17 protein-coding genes are annotated in these 17,064 nt (G+C 69.4%); 5 read left to right on the plus strand and 12 right to left on the minus strand.

Going from position 1 to position 17,064, the window contains the following annotated elements; genetic code table 11:
* Positions 1–35: 35 nt before the first annotated feature.
* The 7 genes from ilvD to ACNKFW_RS11690 form a co-directional block, all read right to left on the minus strand.
* Positions 36–1,874: a dihydroxy-acid dehydratase gene (gene ilvD, locus ACNKFW_RS11660; RefSeq protein ID WP_024843728.1), complete on the minus strand. Its 1,839-nt coding sequence runs from the start codon at positions 1,872–1,874 to the stop codon at positions 36–38.
* A gap of 106 nt (positions 1,875–1,980) precedes the next feature.
* The gene (locus ACNKFW_RS11665; protein WP_147428591.1) at positions 1,981–2,628 is read right to left on the minus strand and encodes a CDP-alcohol phosphatidyltransferase family protein; all 648 of its coding nucleotides are present in this window, start codon (positions 2,626–2,628) and stop codon (positions 1,981–1,983) included.
* Positions 2,625–3,563: a phosphatidate cytidylyltransferase gene (locus ACNKFW_RS11670; RefSeq protein ID WP_147428589.1), complete on the minus strand. Its 939-nt coding sequence runs from the start codon at positions 3,561–3,563 to the stop codon at positions 2,625–2,627. The genes ACNKFW_RS11665 and ACNKFW_RS11670 overlap by 4 nt, the downstream gene beginning before the upstream one ends.
* A 3-nt stretch (positions 3,564–3,566) precedes the next feature.
* A complete protein-coding gene (locus ACNKFW_RS11675) occupies positions 3,567–4,199 on the minus strand; it encodes a lysophospholipid acyltransferase family protein (RefSeq protein ID WP_147428587.1) in 633 nt (210 codons plus the stop codon).
* 127 nt (positions 4,200–4,326) lie between these two features.
* The gene (locus ACNKFW_RS11680) at positions 4,327–4,503 is read right to left on the minus strand and encodes a hypothetical protein (protein ID WP_166435372.1); all 177 of its coding nucleotides are present in this window, start codon (positions 4,501–4,503) and stop codon (positions 4,327–4,329) included.
* Positions 4,504–4,638: 135 nt separating this feature from the next.
* Positions 4,639–6,579, minus strand: coding sequence for a MacB family efflux pump subunit (locus tag ACNKFW_RS11685; protein WP_147429168.1), 1,941 nt, complete (start codon positions 6,577–6,579; stop codon positions 4,639–4,641).
* Between the two features lies 1 nt (position 6,580).
* Positions 6,581–7,777 carry an efflux RND transporter periplasmic adaptor subunit gene (locus tag ACNKFW_RS11690; RefSeq protein ID WP_418025211.1) on the minus strand — a complete coding sequence of 399 codons (1,197 nt, stop codon included), beginning with the start codon at positions 7,775–7,777 and terminating at the stop codon, positions 6,581–6,583.
* Between the two features lie 398 nt (positions 7,778–8,175).
* Between ACNKFW_RS11690 and ACNKFW_RS11695 the strand changes: the two genes are divergently transcribed.
* Positions 8,176–8,622, plus strand: a complete 447-nt coding sequence (locus tag ACNKFW_RS11695; protein ID WP_147428583.1) for a DUF1801 domain-containing protein — start codon at positions 8,176–8,178, stop codon at positions 8,620–8,622.
* Between the two features lie 223 nt (positions 8,623–8,845).
* Here the strand turns inward: ACNKFW_RS11695 and ACNKFW_RS11700 are convergent, their stop codons facing one another.
* From ACNKFW_RS11700 to ACNKFW_RS11720, 5 genes are all read right to left on the minus strand, one after another.
* A complete protein-coding gene (locus ACNKFW_RS11700) occupies positions 8,846–9,163 on the minus strand; it encodes a hypothetical protein (RefSeq protein ID WP_024843735.1) in 318 nt (105 codons plus the stop codon).
* An 81-nt stretch (positions 9,164–9,244) separates the two neighbouring features.
* Complete coding sequence (mmsB, locus tag ACNKFW_RS11705; RefSeq protein ID WP_024843736.1) at positions 9,245–10,120, minus strand: 3-hydroxyisobutyrate dehydrogenase; 876 nt, start codon at positions 10,118–10,120, stop codon at positions 9,245–9,247.
* The gene (locus ACNKFW_RS11710) at positions 10,117–11,139 is read right to left on the minus strand and encodes an enoyl-CoA hydratase/isomerase family protein (protein WP_244314471.1); all 1,023 of its coding nucleotides are present in this window, start codon (positions 11,137–11,139) and stop codon (positions 10,117–10,119) included. Before ACNKFW_RS11710 ends, mmsB begins: the two co-directional genes overlap by 4 nt.
* Positions 11,139–12,284 (minus strand): acyl-CoA dehydrogenase family protein, encoded by a 1,146-nt coding sequence (locus ACNKFW_RS11715; RefSeq protein ID WP_147428581.1) that lies wholly within the window; start codon positions 12,282–12,284, stop codon positions 11,139–11,141. The genes ACNKFW_RS11710 and ACNKFW_RS11715 overlap by 1 nt, the downstream gene beginning before the upstream one ends.
* A 208-nt stretch (positions 12,285–12,492) precedes the next feature.
* Positions 12,493–13,992 (minus strand): CoA-acylating methylmalonate-semialdehyde dehydrogenase, encoded by a 1,500-nt coding sequence (locus ACNKFW_RS11720; protein WP_147428579.1) that lies wholly within the window; start codon positions 13,990–13,992, stop codon positions 12,493–12,495.
* Positions 13,993–14,101: 109 nt separating this feature from the next.
* On the opposite strand from ACNKFW_RS11720, the gene ACNKFW_RS11725 reads away from it, so the two are divergent.
* The 4 genes from ACNKFW_RS11725 to ACNKFW_RS11740 all read left to right on the plus strand — a co-directional run bounded on the left by ACNKFW_RS11725 (position 14,102) and on the right by ACNKFW_RS11740 (position 17,059).
* On the plus strand, positions 14,102–14,995 hold the full coding sequence (locus ACNKFW_RS11725; protein WP_147428577.1) for a LysR family transcriptional regulator: 894 nt from the start codon (positions 14,102–14,104) through the stop codon (positions 14,993–14,995).
* 107 nt (positions 14,996–15,102) lie between these two features.
* A complete protein-coding gene (locus ACNKFW_RS11730) occupies positions 15,103–15,540 on the plus strand; it encodes a CBS domain-containing protein (RefSeq protein WP_024843741.1) in 438 nt (145 codons plus the stop codon).
* Positions 15,541–15,646: 106 nt separating this feature from the next.
* On the plus strand, positions 15,647–16,141 hold the full coding sequence (gene coaD / locus ACNKFW_RS11735; protein WP_024843742.1) for a pantetheine-phosphate adenylyltransferase: 495 nt from the start codon (positions 15,647–15,649) through the stop codon (positions 16,139–16,141).
* 54 nt (positions 16,142–16,195) lie between these two features.
* Positions 16,196–17,059 (plus strand): DUF2189 domain-containing protein, encoded by an 864-nt coding sequence (locus ACNKFW_RS11740; protein ID WP_081750460.1) that lies wholly within the window; start codon positions 16,196–16,198, stop codon positions 17,057–17,059.
* Positions 17,060–17,064 lie beyond the last annotated feature (5 nt).

The raw sequence follows: 17,064 nt of genomic DNA on the forward strand, positions 1-17,064 counted from the left end.
CCGGCCGGGCCGGCGCCGCGCGCGAAAGGGGGCCGTTATTCCGGCAGGATGCGCACCGCGCCCTTGTCGGCCGAGGCGGCGAATTGCGCATAGACCCTGAGCGCGGCCGAGACCTGGCGCTGGCGCGGCTGCGCGGGCTTCCAGCCCTTGGCGTCCTGTTCGGCGCGACGCGCGGCCAGCTCGTCCTCGGGCACCGCCAGGCGGATCGAGCGGTTGGGGATGTCGATCTCGATCAGGTCGCCGTCGCGCACCAGGCCGATGGTGCCGCCGGCCGCCGCCTCGGGGCTGACATGGCCGATGGAAAGGCCCGAGGTGCCGCCCGAGAAGCGCCCGTCGGTGATCAGCGCGCAGGCCTTGCCCAGCCCCTTCGATTTCAGGTAGCTGGTCGGATACAGCATTTCCTGCATGCCCGGCCCGCCCTTGGGGCCTTCGTAGCGGATGACCACCACGTCGCCGGCCTCGACCTTGCCGGTCAGGATGCCCGAGACGGCGGCGTCCTGGCTTTCATAGACCTTGGCCTTGCCGGAAAACACCAGGATCGATTCGTCCACGCCGGCGGTCTTCACGATGCAGCCGTCCGGCGCGATATTGCCCTTGAGCACGGCCAGCCCGCCATCCTTGGAGAACGGCGCCTTGGCCGAGCGGATCACGCCCTTTTCGCGGTCGAGGTCCAGGTCGGGCCAGAGCGTCGCCTGGCTGAAGGCCACCTGCGTCGGCACGCCGCCCGGCGCGGCCAGGAACAGCTCGCGCGCCTGCGGATCGTTGCTGCGGGCGATGTCCCATTGGTCGATGGCGGCGCCGATGGTGGGGGCATGCACGGTCGGGCAATCGCGGTCGATCAGCCCGGCGCGGTCCAGTTCCCCAAGGATCGCCATGATGCCGCCGGCGCGATGCACGTCCTCCATATGGACATTGGCGGTGTTCGGCGCGACCTTGCACAGGCAGGGCACCCGGCGCGACAGCGCGTCGATGTCGTCCATGGTGAAATCGACCCCGCCCTCCTGCGCGATGGCCAGGAGGTGCAGCACGGTATTGGTCGAGCCGCCCATGGCGATGTCCAGCGACATGGCGTTCCGGAACGCCGCCTTGCTGGCGATGGCGCGCGGCAGGACGCTTGCGTCGTCCTGTTCGTAATGGCGGCGCGTCACCTCGACGATGCGGCGGCCGGCTTCCAGGAACAGGGTCTTGCGCAGGGCATGGGTGGCCAGCGTCGAGCCGTTGCCGGGCAGCGACAGGCCAAGGGCTTCGGACAGGCAGTTCATGGAATTGGCGGTGAACATGCCCGAGCAGGAGCCGCAGGTCGGGCAGGCGGCCTCCTCGATGGCGGCAAGGTCGGCGTCCGAGACCTTGTCGTCGGCGGCCGCGACCATGGCGTCCACCAGGTCCAGCGAGACCTTGCGCCCGTCGCCCAGCGTGACCTTGCCCGCCTCCATCGGCCCGCCCGAGACGAAGATCGCCGGGATGTTCAGCCGCATCGCCGCCATCAGCATGCCCGGCGTGATCTTGTCGCAGTTCGAGATGCAGACCATGGCGTCGGCGCAATGCGCGTTGACCATGTATTCGACCGAGTCGGCGATCAATTCGCGCGAGGGCAGGGAATAGAGCATCCCGTCATGGCCCATGGCGATGCCGTCATCGACCGCGATGGTGTTGAATTCCTTGGCGATGCCGCCGGCCGCCTCGACCTCGCGGGCGACCATCTGGCCCAGATCCTTCAGATGCACATGGCCCGGCACGAACTGGGTGAAGCTGTTCACGATGGCGATGATCGGCTTGCCGAAATCGCTGTTCTTCACCCCGGTCGCACGCCAGAGGCCGCGGGCCCCCGCCATGTTGCGGCCGTGGGTGGTGGTGCGGGAACGGTATGCGGGCATGGCTGGGTTCTCTGTCGTCTGATTGTCCGTGCTGAGCGGCCAGTATCACGAAGGAATTGGCGAGGTTATCCCTTATCACGCTGGACGGCGGCGACCACCCCCGATTTCACGCCCCGCCGGCCAGCCCGCACAGGATGCGCCGGCTGCGGCGGATGATCGTCGCCACCGTCAGCGCCAGCACCAGCCCCAGCGTCCAGGCCAGCACCGGCCAGCCCGCGCCGGCGATCCAGGCGCCGGTCTGCGCCAGCGCGCCGAGCGTCACGGCGGCCATGCGGTGCGCCTTGGCCCCCGGGCCCGAGAAATCCGAGCCGAGCCCCGAGGCGCGGCCGAATTCGCGCAGGTATGCGGTCAGGATCGCCAGCGCCCCGGCCAGCAGCCCCAGCGCCGGCCAGCCCGCCGCCACGCCCAGCCCGGCAAGGATCATCAGGTCGGAAAGCCGGTCCGGCACCTCGTTCCAGAAGGCGCCGTCGGGGCTGCCCATGCCGCCCTCGACCGCGACCAGCCCGTCGAACAGGTTGCAGAGCAGCCGCAACTGGCAGAACAGCGCGCCGAGGACGAGCAGCACTCCCGAGGCCCAGAGCGGGCCGGTCTGCGCGGACAGCGCCAGGGCCCCGCCCGAAAGCGCGGCGGCCACGACCGATCCGGCCGAGATGCGGTTCGGCGCGATCCCGCGCGCGACAAGGCGCCGGGTCACATGGGCCGCCCATTTCGTGTTGCGGCTGGCGATCGGGCGCCGGCTGAAATCCTCGGTCACATCCACCCCCATGCCAGGATATGCAGGAAGACCGGCGCCGAGAAGACCAGGCTGTCCAGCCGGTCCAGGATGCCGCCATGGCCCTGGACCAGCGTGCCCCAGTCCTTGACGCCGCGGTCGCGCTTGATCGCCGACATGATCAGCCCGCCGAGCGTGCCGAAGCCGGTGACGGTCAGGGCGATCAGCCCCGCCTCCCACCACAGGAACGGGGTGATCGGCGTCAGCGCCATTCCCAGCGCCGTGGCGCTGAGCATGCCGCCGGCCAGCCCCTCGACCGTCTTGGAGGGCGAGACGCGCGGCGCCAGCAGGTGGCGGCCGATGCTCTTGCCCCAGACATATTGCAGCACGTCCGAGGCCTGCACCACCAGGATCAGCCAGGCGACCAGCGTGAAGGCGCTGTAGCGATAGCCCGGAATGTCCAGCGTCAGGATGGCCGGGATATGCGAGACGCAATAGACGCAGACCATCAGCCCCCATTGCGTCTCCGACACGCGGGTCAGGAAGCCCTGCACCTCGCCCTTGAACACGGTCACGACCGGCAAGAGCAGGAAGCTGTAGACCGGGATCAGCAGCGCGGCAAAGACCGGCACCTCGAAATAGACCAGCAGGTATTGCAGCGGCAGGATCAGGTAGAAGGCGATGGCCAGCCCGTCATGGTCGTCGCGCCGCGTATGGGTGATGGTGGCAAACTCGCGCAGCGCCGCCATGGAACACAGCGCGAAGAACAGCGTGATCGCCCCGGCGCCCAGGGTGAAGATCAGCGCCAGCACGCCGATCATCACCCACCAGGCGCGGATGCGGTCGGCGAGGTTCTGTGCCGTGGGGCCGCCGACCCGCCCCGAGCGGATCAGCCAGCGCGCGACCAGCGAGGCCAGGACCAGGAAGCCGAAGAGCCCGTAGAACACGAAGGCCGAGGGAGAGTAGAAGCGGTCCATGGCCTATGCCTTCGTGTCGGAGAGCGCCAGCATCGCGGCGGCGAGGCGTTGCAGGAAATCCTCGCGGCTCTCGCCGGTCTCGACCCGCATCGGGGCGCCGAAGCGGACGGCGCAGTTCAGCGGCACCGGCAGGAAGGCGCCCTTGGGCAGGATGCGGTCGAGGTTCAGGATCCAGGCCGGCACGATCTCGGCCTCGGGGACGGCGCGGGCCAGGTGGTAGATGCCGGATTTCAGCGGCAGGAGCCGGGCGTCGGTCAGGTTGCGCGTGCCCTCGGGAAAGAAGATCACGTCCTCGCCGCCGCGCAGCACCTGGGCCACGGTCTCGACGGGATCGGCGCGGCGGCTGGCCGGGTCGCGGTCGATCAGCACGGCGCGGAACACCTGATGGGCGATCCAGCGGCGGATGGCCGAGCGTTCCCAGTAATCGGCGCCGGCGACCGGGCGGGTGCGCAGCCGGTGCGGCTTGGGCAGCGCCGACCAGAGCGCGACGAAATCGGCATGGCTGACATGGTTCGCGACCAGGATGCGCGGCGCGCCGCCCGGCGGCGGCAGGTCGATGGCGCGCAGGCTGATGAGGATGCGCGCCGTCGCAACCAGTCCCGCGCGGGTCAGTCTTGCCGGAATCGTCGCCGTCATCGGATGCCTTCGCTCAGCCTGTCCTTGCAGGTTCTGACACGAAACCGCAGCCGGACGGAAGGGCGCGGCATGCGCATTTTTCCTCGGGTGCCGGCGTGCCGCCGTTGCCGCCGCCGGGCGGGACGCGTCATTCCAGCCAGAGATCGCGCAAGAGCGATTGCGCCAGGTGGTCCACCGAGCCGCCGTCGAGCCGCACGCAGCGCTCGTGGCCGGCATAGGACACCCGGATGGTGTCGCCCGTGACCTCGTATTCGCCGGAGACGAGCGCCCCCTTGCGCCCGGTAAGGGTGACTGTGCCTTTCATTGCCCCTGTTCCTTTCCTCCTTCCATACCAGCAGTTTGGGCGCTGGGGCCGAGTCTGGAAAGATCGCCTTTCGGACAGGTGCCGCGACTGTGGGCCGGGGGCAACAGTCGCGGCACCCGTCCGCAAGGCCGGATTTCAGCCCTTGGCGAGGGCGGCGACGGGGTCGAGCTTGGCGGCGTTGACGGCGGGCAGGTAGCCGAAGATCAGGCCGATGCCGCAGGCGCTGGCCAGCGCGGCGACCATGGAGAGCGGCGAATAGACCAGGGTGAAATTGCTGCTCAGCCGCTCGAAGGCCAGGCCGAAGCCGAGCGCGGCCAGGATGCCCGCCGCGCCGCCGATGACGCAGACCAGCACCGCCTCGATCAGGAATTGCGCGCGGATGTCGCCGCGCCGGGCGCCCACCGCCATGCGCAGCCCGATCTCGCCGATGCGCTCGGTGACGGAAACCAGCATGATGTTCATCACCCCGATGCCGCCCACCAGCAGCGAGATCACCGCGATGGCCGCGATCAGCAGCGTCAGGGTCTGGGTGGTCGAGGTGATGGTCTGGCGGATCTGGTCATTGTTGACGATGAAGAAATCCTTGCTGCCGTGGCGCTGGGTCAGCATGTCGGTGACCATCTGCTCGGCCAGCGCCATGTCCACCTCGTCGGCCACCCGCAGGGTCAACCCGCTGACGCTGGTCGAGCCCAGGTAGCGCGCCTGCACCGTGGTATAGGGGGCATAGACGGTCAGGCTGGTCGAGCCGCCGGGGCCGCGGTTCTGCGCCTCGGCCACGCCGATCACCCGCAGGGGCACCTTGCCGGCCATGAAGACCTGACCCAGCGCCGGGCCCTCGCCGAACAGGCTCGTTCGGGTATTCTCGTCGATGACGACATTCTGGCTCATCGCCGCCACATCGGCCGCGTCGAAGCTGCGGCCCTGGGTCAGGGTGATGCCGGCCACGTCGAAATATTGCTCGCCCACGCCGCTGATCTGGGCGCCGGCCTCGGTCGCGCCGTGGCGCAGGGTCTGCGAACTGCCGACCGTCGGGCTGACCGAGGCGACATAGGGCTGGCGTGCCAGCGCCGCGCCGTCGGCCGTGACCAGCGTCGTCACCCGCCCCGAGCGCATGTCGCCGAAATCCCGGCCGGGATAGATCTGCAGCGTATTCGTGCCCAGCCCGGCGATGTTTTGCAGCACGCGCTGGCGCGAGCCCTCGCCCAAGGCCACTACCGAGACCACCGAGGCGATGCCGATGATGATGCCCAGCATGGTCAGGAAACTGCGCAGCTTGTGGGCGCGCATGGCCAGCACCGCCATGCGCAGCGCCTCGGCCAGCCGGCCCAGCACCGGGGCGGCGGCGCGGGGCTGTTCGGGCGCGGCCAAAGCCGCCGCCCCGGCGGGCGCGTCGCTGCGGCGGTCGGCGATGATGCGGCCGTCGGCGATCTCGACCACGCGGCGGGCGCGGGCGGCGACCTTGGGGTCGTGGGTGACGATGACCACGGTGCGGCCCTCGGCGTTCAGCCGTTCCAGGATGGCCAGCACCTCGTCGCCGCTGCGGCTGTCGAGCGCGCCGGTCGGCTCGTCGGCCAGGATCACGCGGGCGTCGTTGACCAGCGCGCGGGCGATCGAGACGCGCTGCTGCTGGCCGCCCGAAAGCTGGCCCGGCCGGTGGCCCAGCCGGTCGCCCAGCCCCAGCCGGTCCAGAAGCGCGCGGGCGCGGGCGCGGCGCGCCTCGGCGGGCAGGCCGCGATAGATCGCCGGCACCTCGACATTTCCCAGCGCCGTCATCTCGGCCAGCAGGTGATAGCGCTGGAAGATGAAGCCGAAGGTTTCGCGCCTGAGCGCCGCCAGCTCGCCCGGCTCGCGCTGCGCCACCTCGCGCCCGTCCAGCAGGTAGCTGCCGGATGTCGGCCGGTCGAGGCAGCCCAGGATGTTCATCAGCGTCGATTTCCCCGAGCCCGAGGCGCCCATGACCGCGACATATTCGCCCTGCGCGATGTCGAGGTCGATGTCCTTGAGCACGCGCAGCACCCCCTCGCCCGAGGGGTATTCGCGGCTGATGCCGCGTAGCCGGATCAGCGGGGCCTGCATCTCAGCCACCCAGCGGGCTCATCATGCGCCGGCTGCCGCGCGGGGCCGAGGCCGGGGCGCCGGCCTGTTCGCCGGTCACTACGCGCTCGCCTTCCTTGAGGCCCGAGACCACCTCGGCCAGCACCTTGTCGTTCAGCCCGACCACCACGTCGCGGGTCTCGATGCCGGCGCCGCCCAGCACCCGGACCTGGTGGCTGCCGTCCGGGTTGCTCCGGCCGAGCGCGCTGGAGGGGATGGTCAGCACGTCCTGCGCCGCGCCCAGCACGATGCTGACCTGGGCGGTCATGTAGCTGCGCAGCTGGCCGTCCGGGTTCTCGACCGGGATGATGCCGGTGTAATAGATGGCGCCGCTGCTGCTGTCGGCGGTGCTGCCGCCCTGGATGGCGCTGTCGTTGACAATGCTTTGCGGCGCGGGGGCGATGGAATCCAGCACGCCCCGGTAGCTGCGGCCGCTGTCGTCGAGCAGGGTGAAGCGCACCTGCTGGCCGGGCCGGACCTTGCCGATATCGGCCTCGGAGATCTCGGCATGGATCTCCATGCGGTCGAGCTGGCCCAGCACGACGATGGTGGGCGAGGATTGCACCGCGTTCACGGTCTGCCCGGCCTGGCTGACGATGGCCAGCACCGTGCCGGCGCTGGGCGCGGTGACGCGGGTATAGTCGAGGTCGGTCCGGGCGATCTCGATGGCGACCTCGGCCTGGGCGATCTGCGCCTCCAGCGCGGCGATCTGGGCGCGGGCGATCTCGACGTCCTGCCGGGCGCTGTCCATGGTGCTGCGCGCGGCGGCGTTCGAGCGGATCAGGTTCTCGGCCCGCTCCAGCGTCTTTTCGGCCAGAGCCAGCACGGCCTGGCGCTCGGCCATCTGCGCGCGCAGATTGGCCAGCGCGGCCTCGGCCGTGCGCAATTCGTTGGCCTGCTGGACCGAGTCGATCTGGGCGATCAGGTCGCCCTGTTCCACCCGCTGGCCCAGCCGCACCGCCAGTTCGGTGATCCGCCCCGAGACCTGGGCGCCCACCGCCACCAGGTTCGAGGGTTTGACCCGCCCCTCGGCCAGCACCGTGACCTCGATGTCGCTGCGGGTGACTGCGGCGCTCACATAGGCGGGCGCGGCGGATTTGCCCTCGCCCAGGCCGCCCAGACCGGCCAGCAGGGCGACCAGCGCCGCGGCGATCAGGACAAGGGCAACGGGCTTGCGCATCGGGGGCACTCCGTAACATTCGGCCGGGTCCGGCCGGGCGACAAGGTATCAGGCGGGTGCGGCTCGGCCCCCGTTTCGCGACGCTTTTAGCGTGGTTCCCGCCGCGACGCGACCATGGTTTTGCCATTCCGGCCGGCTTGTAAATGCCGCCGATCATACCCGGCGCGCACGGAAATTGCTTGGCATTTCAATGGGGAGGCATGCCGGCGGCCCGGCTGGTGCCGCATGGTGCCGGCCGGGGGGTTGCCGCGCTTGTGATCGCGCCACCAGGGGCTTTCCCCGCGGCCGGTTTGCTGCGACGCTGGGCCGGCATCGGCCGAAGCGCGCCCGGCCCGCCGACACGGGCGGCCGCCGCAACAGGGTGCCGTCCGGCCGGTCATCCGAGAGCGGAGGCGAACATGACCAGCAAAAAGACCCCGAGCGCCGAGAAACCCAGGGGGCAGGGCGGCCCCGTGCTGTTGTCGGGCGGCAATCCCCAGATCGCCAAGGGCTATGGCGACGCCCCGGTCCAGGCCTATATCGCCGCCATGCCGGAATGGAAAAGCGACCTCGGGCGGCGGATGGACGACATCATCGCGCGCGTCGTGCCCGGCGTGCGCAAGGCGGTCAAATGGAACTCGCCCTTCTACGGGCTGGCGGATGATTGCTGGTTCCTGAGCTTTCACTGCTTCACGAAATACGTGAAGGTGACGTTCTTTCGCGGCACGGCGCTGGAGCCGCCGCCGCCGGGCAGGTCCAAGCACCCGCAGGTGCGCTATCTCGACATCCGCGAGGGCGAGTTCGACGAGGCGCAATTCGCCGATTGGGTCGCGCAGGCCAGCCGGCTGCCCGGCGAGAAGATGTGACGGGCAGGGCCGCCCCGCCGGGCCGCGGGCGCGAGGAGAAAACACGGCGCGAAGTTCAAAGGCGCATTCGGGGGTCGCCCTGCCCGCGGGCGTGGCGGGAAAGCCCTTGCCGGCGCCTAGCGGGGGGTTTTGCGGCCCGTTCCCGTTCCCGTTCCCGTTCCCGTTCCCGCAAGCGGGCGGAAGACGCGGTCATGGCGCCGCCCTTTCGCCGCGGCGCCCGCGGTCAATCCATGATGCGGTCCACCTGCCGGATGATCGACAGCACCTGGGCGTTTTCCGGGTCATAGCGGATCAGCTTGCCGTCCACGATGCCGTAGCGGCTGCCCGACGGTGCCTCGCTCATGCCGTAAAGGCCGGGGCGCGTCACCGGATGCAGGCGCGCGCTGTCCAGCCGGTCCCCCACCCGCAGCATGGCGGGTTGTCCGGCGGCGGCCGGGGCGGTTGCCTCGGCCGCCTGGCCCACCCCTTGCGCCAGCGTCGCGGGCGCAAGGATGCCGAACAGGCCGACGGCGAGAATCAGGCTCTGGCGATTGCGGAACATGGCTTCAGCCTGGCACGATAATCCTTGTCAGAGGCCAAACGCCGCAACCCGCCGATCGGCTCCCTCACGAATGCGAGAAAATCAGCCGTGCCGGTGCCGGGCCTCGAATCTGGGCAGCATGGCCGAGAAATCGCGGCCCTTGCCGTCCTCGTCCTCGACGAAGCGGGCATAGAGCGCGGCGGCCAGCTCGCCCATCGGCGTGTCGGCATCCGCGGCCTCGGCGGCCTGCTGGCTCAGCCGCAGGTCTTTCAGCATCAGCTCGGCGGCGAAGCCCGGCTTGTAGCCGTTGTCGGCGGGCGATTGCGGACCCACGCCCGGCGCCGGGCAATAGGCGTTCATCGTCCAGCTGTAGCCCGAGGAGGTCGAGACCACGTCGAACATCTTCTGCCGGTCCAGCCCCAGCTTGTCGGCCAGCGCAAAGGCCTCGCAGGTGGCGATCATGGTCACGCCCAGGATCATGTTGTTGCAGATCTTGGCCGCCTGGCCGGCGCCCGCCGCGCCGCAATGCACCGCCTTCTGGCCCATGACGTCGAAAAGCGGCTTCACCTTGTCGAAAGCCTCGGCCGCGCCGCCGACCATGAAGGTCAGCGTGCCGGCGGTCGCGCCGCCGACCCCGCCCGAAACCGGCGCGTCCAGCGCGCCCAGCCCCGCCGCCTGCGCCTGCGCCGAGACCGCGCGGGCGCTTTCCACGTCCACCGTCGAGCAGTCGCAGAACACCGCGCCCGCGGTCATGGCCGGGACGACCTCATCCGCGACCGCGCGCAGGATGGCGCCGTTCGGCAGCATGGTGATGACGACATCGGCGCCCTGCGCCGCCTCGGCGGCGCTGGCGGCCTTGGCGACGCCCTCGGGCATCGGCGCGGCCAGGTCGAAGCCCGCGACCGCGTGCCCTGCCTTGGCCAGATTGGCCGCCATCGGGCCGCCCATATTGCCCAAGCCGATGAATCCGATCTTCATGTCCGGTCCTCCCATTCGATTTCGTCCTCGCCCAGCGGTGCCAGCATCGCCTCGACATGCGCCGGGCTGGCATCGGCCGACCATTGCGGGTTGCGGTCCTTGTCGATGATCTGCGCCCGCACGCCTTCCAGGAAATCGCTTTCGGCCGTGGCGCGGGCGGTGAAGCGCAGCTCGCGCGAAAGGCTGTCGCGCAGGCGGGCATCGCCGCGCGCGGCGCGCACCAGCGCCAGCGTCGCCGCCATCGACAGGGGCGAGTTGCGGCGCAAGGGCTTCAACGCCGCCTCGTCGCCGGCCGCTTCCAGCGCGGCGACGATCTCGGCCACGCTCGGACCGCCGAAGGCGGAAAGGTCGCGGCCCTCCAGCGGCGCCGCGGGGCGGGGGCGGGGCGTGATTGCGGCCACGTCTCCGGTCTCGGCCAGCCGGTCGATCAGCGCCGGCCATTCCGCCTCGGGGATGTAGCTGTCGGCGAAGCCGGTGAAGATCGCGTCGCCGGCGCCGATGCGCGCCCCGGTCAGGCCCAGATATTCGCCGCAGCGGCCCGGTGCGTGGCCCAGAAGCCAGCTGCCGCCCACGTCGGGGATCAGGCCGATGCCGGTCTCGGGCATGGCGATCTGGGTGGTGTCGCCGACGATGCGGTGGCTGGCATGGCCGCCGACGCCGACGCCGCCGCCCATGACGAAACCCTGCATGAAGGCGACGATGGGCTTGGGATAGTCCTTGATCCGGGCGTTCATGCGGTATTCGTCGCGGAAGAACTCGCGCCCGACCCGGTGGTCGCCCGCAAGCCCGGCGCGATAGACCGCCGCGATGTCGCCGCCCGAGCAAAAGGCGCGCTCGCCCTCGGCGTCGATGACGACCAGCGCCACTTCGGGATCGTCCTGCCATTCGCGCAAGGCGGCGTCGATGGCCAGCGCCATCTCGTGGCTCAGCGCGTTCAGCGCCTGCGGGCGGTTGAAGGTCAGCCGGCCGGCGCGGCGGTCCTTGCGGATGATCATGTCGGATTCGGGCATCTCGGCCATCAGTCACGCTCCGCCAGCAGGGCGCGGCCGATGATCAGCCGCATGATTTCATTAGTGCCTTCCAGGATCTGGTGCACGCGCAGGTCGCGCACGAGCTTCTCGATCCCGTAATCGGCCAGGTAGCCGTAGCCGCCATGCAATTGCAGGCACTGATTGGCGACCTCGAAGGCGCGGTCGGTGACATGCAGCTTGGCCATGGCGCAGAACTTGGTGGCGTCCCGCGCGCCCCGGTCCAGCTTCCAGGCCGCCTGGCGCAGGAAGATGCGCGCCGATTGCAGCGCCGTCTCCATCTCGGCCAGCCGGAACTGCAGCGCCTGGAACTGGTCGAGCGTCTGGCCGAAGGCGCGCCGCTCGCCCATGTAGCGCAGGGTCGCGTCCAGCGCCGCCTGCGCACCGCCAAGCGCGCCGGCCGAGATGTTCAGCCGCCCGCCGTCCAGGCCCGCCATGGCATAGGCGAAGCCGCGGCCTTCCTCGCCGATCAGGTTCTCCTCGGGGATCACGCAATCGTCGAATTGCACCTGCGCGGTCGGCTGCGCCTTCCAGCCCATCTTGTGTTCCAGCGCGCCGAAGCTCAGGCCCGGCGTGCCGGCCTCGACCACCATGGTCGAGATGCCGCGCGGCCCGTCCTGCCCGGTACGCACCATGACCAGGTAGCAATCCGAATAGCTGCCGCCCGAGATGAAGGCCTTGGTGCCGTTCAGCTTCCAGCCGCCCTCGACCCGCTCGGCGCGGGTGCGCAGCGCCGCGGCGTCCGAGCCCGAGCCCGGCTCGGTCAGGCAATAGGAGAACACCGTCTCCATGCTGCACAGGCCGGGCAGCCAGCGCGCCTTGTTCGCGGGGGTGCCGAACTTGTCGATCATGCCGCCGCACATGTTGTGGATCGACAGGAACGAGCCGACCGAGGGGCAGGCCATGGCCAGCGCCTCGAAGACCAGCGTGGCGTCCAGCCGCGAAAGCCCGGTGCCGCCGTGATCCTCGCCGACATAGACGCCGCCGAAACCCAGTTCGGCGGCCTTGTGCCACAGCGCGCGCGGGATGGTGCCCGCCTCTTCCCAGGCGCGGGCATGGGGCGCGATCTCCGCCGTCCCGAAATCCCGGGCCAGATCGAATATCGCCTGCTGCTCTTCGCTCAGCGCGAAATCCATGCTCTCCCCCTCATGTCTTTCGTGTTGATGTGTCTTGTCCGGTCATGGCCGGGAAATGTTGCGCCAGTTTTGCAGGTTTGCGCGAAACGGCGGGGGCGGCAACCGCGCCCCGGCTTCTTTCTTGTCCAAATATCCCGGGGGAGCGTGCCCGGCACCCCGTCGAGGGGTGCAGGGCACGCGGGGGCAGAGCCCCCGCCCGCCCGTTCAATCAGTCCATGGCCTTGAAGTTCAGCGCCACGCCGTCCTTGATGCCCGAGAACCAGCGCGCGGTGACGGTCTTGGTCTTGGTGTAGAAGCGGAAGGCGTCCGGGCCATACTGGTTCAGGTCGCCGAAGGCCGACTTCTTCCAGCCGCCGAAGGTGTAATAGCTCAGCGGCACCGGGATCGGGAAGTTGATGCCGACCATGCCCACGTTCACCCGGCTGGCGAAGTCGCGCGCCGTGTCGCCGTCGGCGGTATAGATCGCCGTGCCGTTGCCATAGTCGTTGTCCATGACCAGGTTCAGCGCATCCTCGTAGCTCTGCGCCCGCACGGTCGAGAGCACCGGGCCGAAGATCTCTTCCTTGTAGATCTCCATGTCGCGGGTCACGTTGTCGAAGAGCGAGGGCCCGCAGAAAAAGCCGTTCTCGTAGCCCTGGATCTTCAGCCCGCGGCCGTCCACCACCAGCTTGGCGCCCTGTTCCACGCCGGAATCGATCAGCCGGCCGATGCGCTCCTGCGCGGCCTTGGTGATGACCGGGCCGAAATCCACGTCCGCGCCGGCGGTATAGGGGCCGACCTTCAGCTTCTCGATCTTGGGGATCAGCCGCTCGATCAGCGCGTCGGCGGTCTTGTCGCCCACCGGCACCGCGACCGAGATCGCCATGCAGCGTTCGCCCGCCGCGCCGAAGCCGGCGCCGACCAGCGCGTCCGCCGCCTTGTCCAGGTCGGCATCGGGCATGATCAGCATGTGGTTCTTGGCGCCGCCGAAGCATTGCGCGCGCTTGCCGTTCGCCGCCGCGCGGCCATAGATATATTGCGCGATCGGGGTCGAGCCGACGAAGCCCACCGCCTGCACGGTCGGATGGTCGAGGATCGCGTCCACGATCTCCTTGTCGCCGTTGACGACCTGCAGCACGCCGTCGGGCAGCCCGGCCTCTTGCGCGAGCTTGGCCAGCATCAGCGAGGTCGAGGGCACGCGCTCGGAGGGCTTGAGGATCATCGCGTTGCCGGCCGACAGCGCCGGGCCCATCTTCCACAGCGGGATCATCGCCGGGAAGTTGAAGGGGGTGATGCCCGCCACCACGCCCAGCGGCTGGCGCATGGAATAAAGGTCGATGCCGGGGCCGGCATTGTCGGTATATTCGCCCTTGAGCAGCGCCGGCGCGCCCATGCAGACCTCGATCACCTCAAGGCCGCGCTGCACGTCGCCGCGGGCGTCGGGCAGGGTCTTGCCGTGTTCGCGCGAGACCAGCTCGGCCAGCGCGTCCATGTTGTCCTGGATCAGCTGGCCGAATTTCATCATCACCCGCGCGCGGCGCTGCGGGTTGGTGGCGGCCCAGGCGACCTGCGCCTTCTCGGCGCTCTTCACGGCGGCGTCCAGCTCGGCCGGGGTGGCCAGCGGCAGGCGGGCGATCACCTCGCCGGTCGCGGGATTGTAGACATCGCTGAAGCGGCCCGAGGTGCCCTTGACCTCTTTGCCGTCGATCCAGTGGCTCAGTTCTTCCATGGGTGCCTCCCGAGGGGTTCAGGTTTCGGAGGGATCATAGACTTGCAGCATTGCCGGAAAAAGAGGAAGTCTGGCAAAAGGGTTTTGCATTTCTGCAAAGGCGACGGGCATGGACTGGGACGACCTGCGCATCTTTCTGGCCGTGGCGCGGGCCGACAGCCTGTCGGGGGCGGGGCGGCGGCTGGGCATCGACGCCTCGACCGTGGGCCGGCGGGTGGCGCGGCTGGAAGGCGCGCTGGGCGCCAAGCTTTTCGTCAAGACGCCGCAGGGCTATGGCCTGGCGCCCGAGGGCGAGCGGCTCTTGCCCCATGCCGAGGCGGTCGAGGCGGCGCTGAGCGGCGCCGAAGAGGCGCTGAGCGGCCCCGGCGACCTGACCGGGCAGCTGCGCATCGGCGCGCCGGACGGCTGCGCCAACTACCTGCTGCCGCAGGTCTGCGCGCGCCTGTCCGAGGCGCATCCGCGGCTGGAGATCCAGATCGTCGCCCTGCCGCGGGTCTTCAACCTGTCCAAGCGCGAGGCGGACATGGCCATCGCCGTCTCGCAGCCGCAGGCCGGGCGGCTGGTGGTGCAGCGGCTGACCGACTACCAGCTGCACCTGGCGGCGCATGAGGACTATCTGCGCGCCCATCCGCCGATCCGCTCGCGCGAGGATCTGCGCGGCCATCGCATGATCGGCTATATCGCCGACATGATCTTCGACCGCGAGCTGGACTACCTGACCGAGACGGGGGCGGAATGGGCGGCGCTGACCTCGAACTCGGTCTCGGTGCAGATGCAGGCGATCCGGGTGGGCGCGGGGCTGGGCATCGTGCATGACTTCGCGATTCCCTTCTGCCCCGGCGTGCGGCGGGTGCTGACCGACCAGGTTTCGCTGACGCGCAGCTTCTGGCTGATCCGGCATGCCGACGACCGCCGCTCGCAGCGGATGAACCGGCTGGCGGATGCGCTGGCGCAGGGCATCCGGGCCGAGGTGGCGCGGCTGCAGGCGCTGGTCATACCTTGATCGCTGCACTGCAACATCGGGCTTGACGCAAGCCGAGGTTGAGGTGACGCTGGGCGCCAGGACGCTTGCGCCAGCCCTGCTTGCGCCAACCCTGAGGAGGAACAGCGATGCTCGTCAACCAGATCCTGTCGATGAAGGCCAGCGGCGAGATTTTCACCGTCGCCCCGGAAACCAGCGTGGCCGAGGCCACCAGGCTGCTTTCGGAAAAGCGCATCGGTGCGATCGTGGTGTCCGAGGATGGCAAGATCCCGCTGGGCATCCTGTCCGAGCGCGACGTGGTGCGCGAACTGGGCAAGCGGGGGGCCGCGATCCTGGAGCAGCCGATCACCGAGCTGATGACCCGCAAGCTGGCGACCTGCACCACCGGCGAGGATGCGCTGGTGATCCTGGACCGCATGACCCAGGGCCGCTTCCGCCACCTGCCGGTGGTGAACGAGCAGGGCGAGATGGTCGGCATCGTCTCGATCGGCGACGCGGTCTCGGCCCGGCTCAAGGAACTGGCGGCGGAAAAAGAGGCGCTGACCGGGATGATCATGGGCAACTGACCCGGCCCGCCCGCCCGCCGCGCGCAAGGCGGGCCGGGCGCATGGTCTTGCATTCCTTGGCGAAACCCTGTTTGACTGCCGGCATTCGGCGAGGAGACGGCAACCCATGCGCATCGGGCTTTACCCAGGCACCTTCGATCCCATCACCCTGGGCCACCAGGACATCATCCAGCGTGCGCTGGAACTGGTGGACCGGCTGGTGATCGGCGTTGCCATCAACCGCGACAAGAGTCCGCTTTTCGCGCTGGAGGATCGCGTCGCCATGGTGCGCGAGGAATGCGACCGCATCGTCGCCAGGCGCGGCGGCGAGATCGTGGTCCATCCGTTCGAGAACCTGCTGATCGACTGCGCCCGCGATGTCGGCGCCACGGTGATCGTGCGCGGCCTGCGGGCGGTGGCCGATTTCGAATACGAGTTCCAGATGGTCGGCATGAACCGGGCCATGGACGACAGCATCGAGACGGTCTTCCTGATGGCCGATGCCCGGCGCCAGGCCATCGCCTCGAAACTGGTCAAGGAGATCGCGCGGCTGGGCGGGGACGTGTCGAAATTCGTCTCGCCCACCGTCCGCGAGGCGCTGATGGCGCGCTTCGCGCGCTAAGGCTTTTTCTTTGCCGCGGGCCTGCTAACCTTCGTCGCATTGACGGAGGAGCAGATGGTATTTACCGATTCGGATCCCAAGCCCATTCCCAGTCCCATCCCCGAGCCCGAGCGGCAGCCGCTGCCCGACCCCTTGCCCGATCCGGGCCCGGACGAGATCCCGCTGCCGGCGGTGATCGGGCTGGAGGCCATTCCGGCGGCGCTGGCGGCGGGCTGGCGGGATTTCCGCCGCGCGCCCGCATTCGGCCTGCTGTTCGCGGCCTTCTATGTCGCGGGCGGGCTGGTGCTGACCGCGGTCGCCACCGCGGCAGGGCAGGAATGGTGGCTGATGCCCTTTATCGTCGGCTTTCCGCTGATCGCGCCCTTCGCCGCCGTCGGGCTTTACGAGGTCAGCCGGCGCATCGAATCGGACCGGCCGCTGATCTGGCGCGAGGTGCTGGCCGTGGTCATCGCGCAAAAGGACCGGCAGGTGCCGTCCATGGCCATGGTCATCCTGCTGATGTTCATGTTCTGGGTCTTTGTCGCCCATACCACCTTCGCGCTGTTCATGGGCGTCTCGGCGCTGACCAACATCACCTCCTCGCCCGAGGTGCTGCTGCAGGGCCGCGGGCTGGTCATGCTGGCGGCGGGCACGGCGATCGGGGCGGGCTTTGCCGCGGTGCTGTTCTCGATCACCGTGGTCGGGCTGCCGCTGATCCTGGACCGCGAGGTGGACCTGATCTCGGCCATCATCGCCAGCTTCCAGGCGGTGGGGGCGAACCTGCCGGTGATGCTGTCCTGGGCCGTGGTCATCGCCGCGCTGCTGTTTCTGGGCATCGTGCCGCTGTTTCTGGGGCTGTTCGTCGCCCTGCCGGTGCTGGGCCATGCCAGCTGGCACATGTATCGGCTGCTGATGCCGGACCCCGAGCCCGAACCATGAAAAAC

The organism is Paracoccus sp. TD-10 (assembly GCF_048270675.1).
Lineage (GTDB): Bacteria > Pseudomonadota > Alphaproteobacteria > Rhodobacterales > Rhodobacteraceae > Paracoccus > Paracoccus pantotrophus.

Coding starts and splice junctions, on each gene's coding strand:
- ACNKFW_RS11700 (WP_024843735.1), bottom strand. CDS start 9,163: ATGTTCCGCAATCGCCAGAGCCTGATTCTCGCCGTCGGCCTGTTCGGC.
- ACNKFW_RS11680 (WP_166435372.1), bottom strand. CDS start 4,503: ATGAAAGGCACAGTCACCCTTACCGGGCGCAAGGGGGCGCTCGTCTCC.
- ACNKFW_RS11725 (WP_147428577.1), top strand. CDS start 14,102: ATGGACTGGGACGACCTGCGCATCTTTCTGGCCGTGGCGCGGGCCGAC.
- coaD (WP_024843742.1), top strand. CDS start 15,647: ATGCGCATCGGGCTTTACCCAGGCACCTTCGATCCCATCACCCTGGGC.
- ACNKFW_RS11695 (WP_147428583.1), top strand. CDS start 8,176: ATGACCAGCAAAAAGACCCCGAGCGCCGAGAAACCCAGGGGGCAGGGC.
- ACNKFW_RS11730 (WP_024843741.1), top strand. CDS start 15,103: ATGCTCGTCAACCAGATCCTGTCGATGAAGGCCAGCGGCGAGATTTTC.
- ACNKFW_RS11690 (WP_418025211.1), bottom strand. CDS start 7,777: ATGCGCAAGCCCGTTGCCCTTGTCCTGATCGCCGCGGCGCTGGTCGCC.
- ACNKFW_RS11710 (WP_244314471.1), bottom strand. CDS start 11,139: ATGGCCGAGATGCCCGAATCCGACATGATCATCCGCAAGGACCGCCGC.
- ACNKFW_RS11740 (WP_081750460.1), top strand. CDS start 16,196: ATGGTATTTACCGATTCGGATCCCAAGCCCATTCCCAGTCCCATCCCC.
- ilvD (WP_024843728.1), bottom strand. CDS start 1,874: ATGCCCGCATACCGTTCCCGCACCACCACCCACGGCCGCAACATGGCG.
- ACNKFW_RS11675 (WP_147428587.1), bottom strand. CDS start 4,199: ATGACGGCGACGATTCCGGCAAGACTGACCCGCGCGGGACTGGTTGCG.
- ACNKFW_RS11670 (WP_147428589.1), bottom strand. CDS start 3,563: ATGGACCGCTTCTACTCTCCCTCGGCCTTCGTGTTCTACGGGCTCTTC.
- mmsB (WP_024843736.1), bottom strand. CDS start 10,120: ATGAAGATCGGATTCATCGGCTTGGGCAATATGGGCGGCCCGATGGCG.
- ACNKFW_RS11720 (WP_147428579.1), bottom strand. CDS start 13,992: ATGGAAGAACTGAGCCACTGGATCGACGGCAAAGAGGTCAAGGGCACC.
- ACNKFW_RS11715 (WP_147428581.1), bottom strand. CDS start 12,284: ATGGATTTCGCGCTGAGCGAAGAGCAGCAGGCGATATTCGATCTGGCC.
- ACNKFW_RS11685 (WP_147429168.1), bottom strand. CDS start 6,579: ATGCAGGCCCCGCTGATCCGGCTACGCGGCATCAGCCGCGAATACCCC.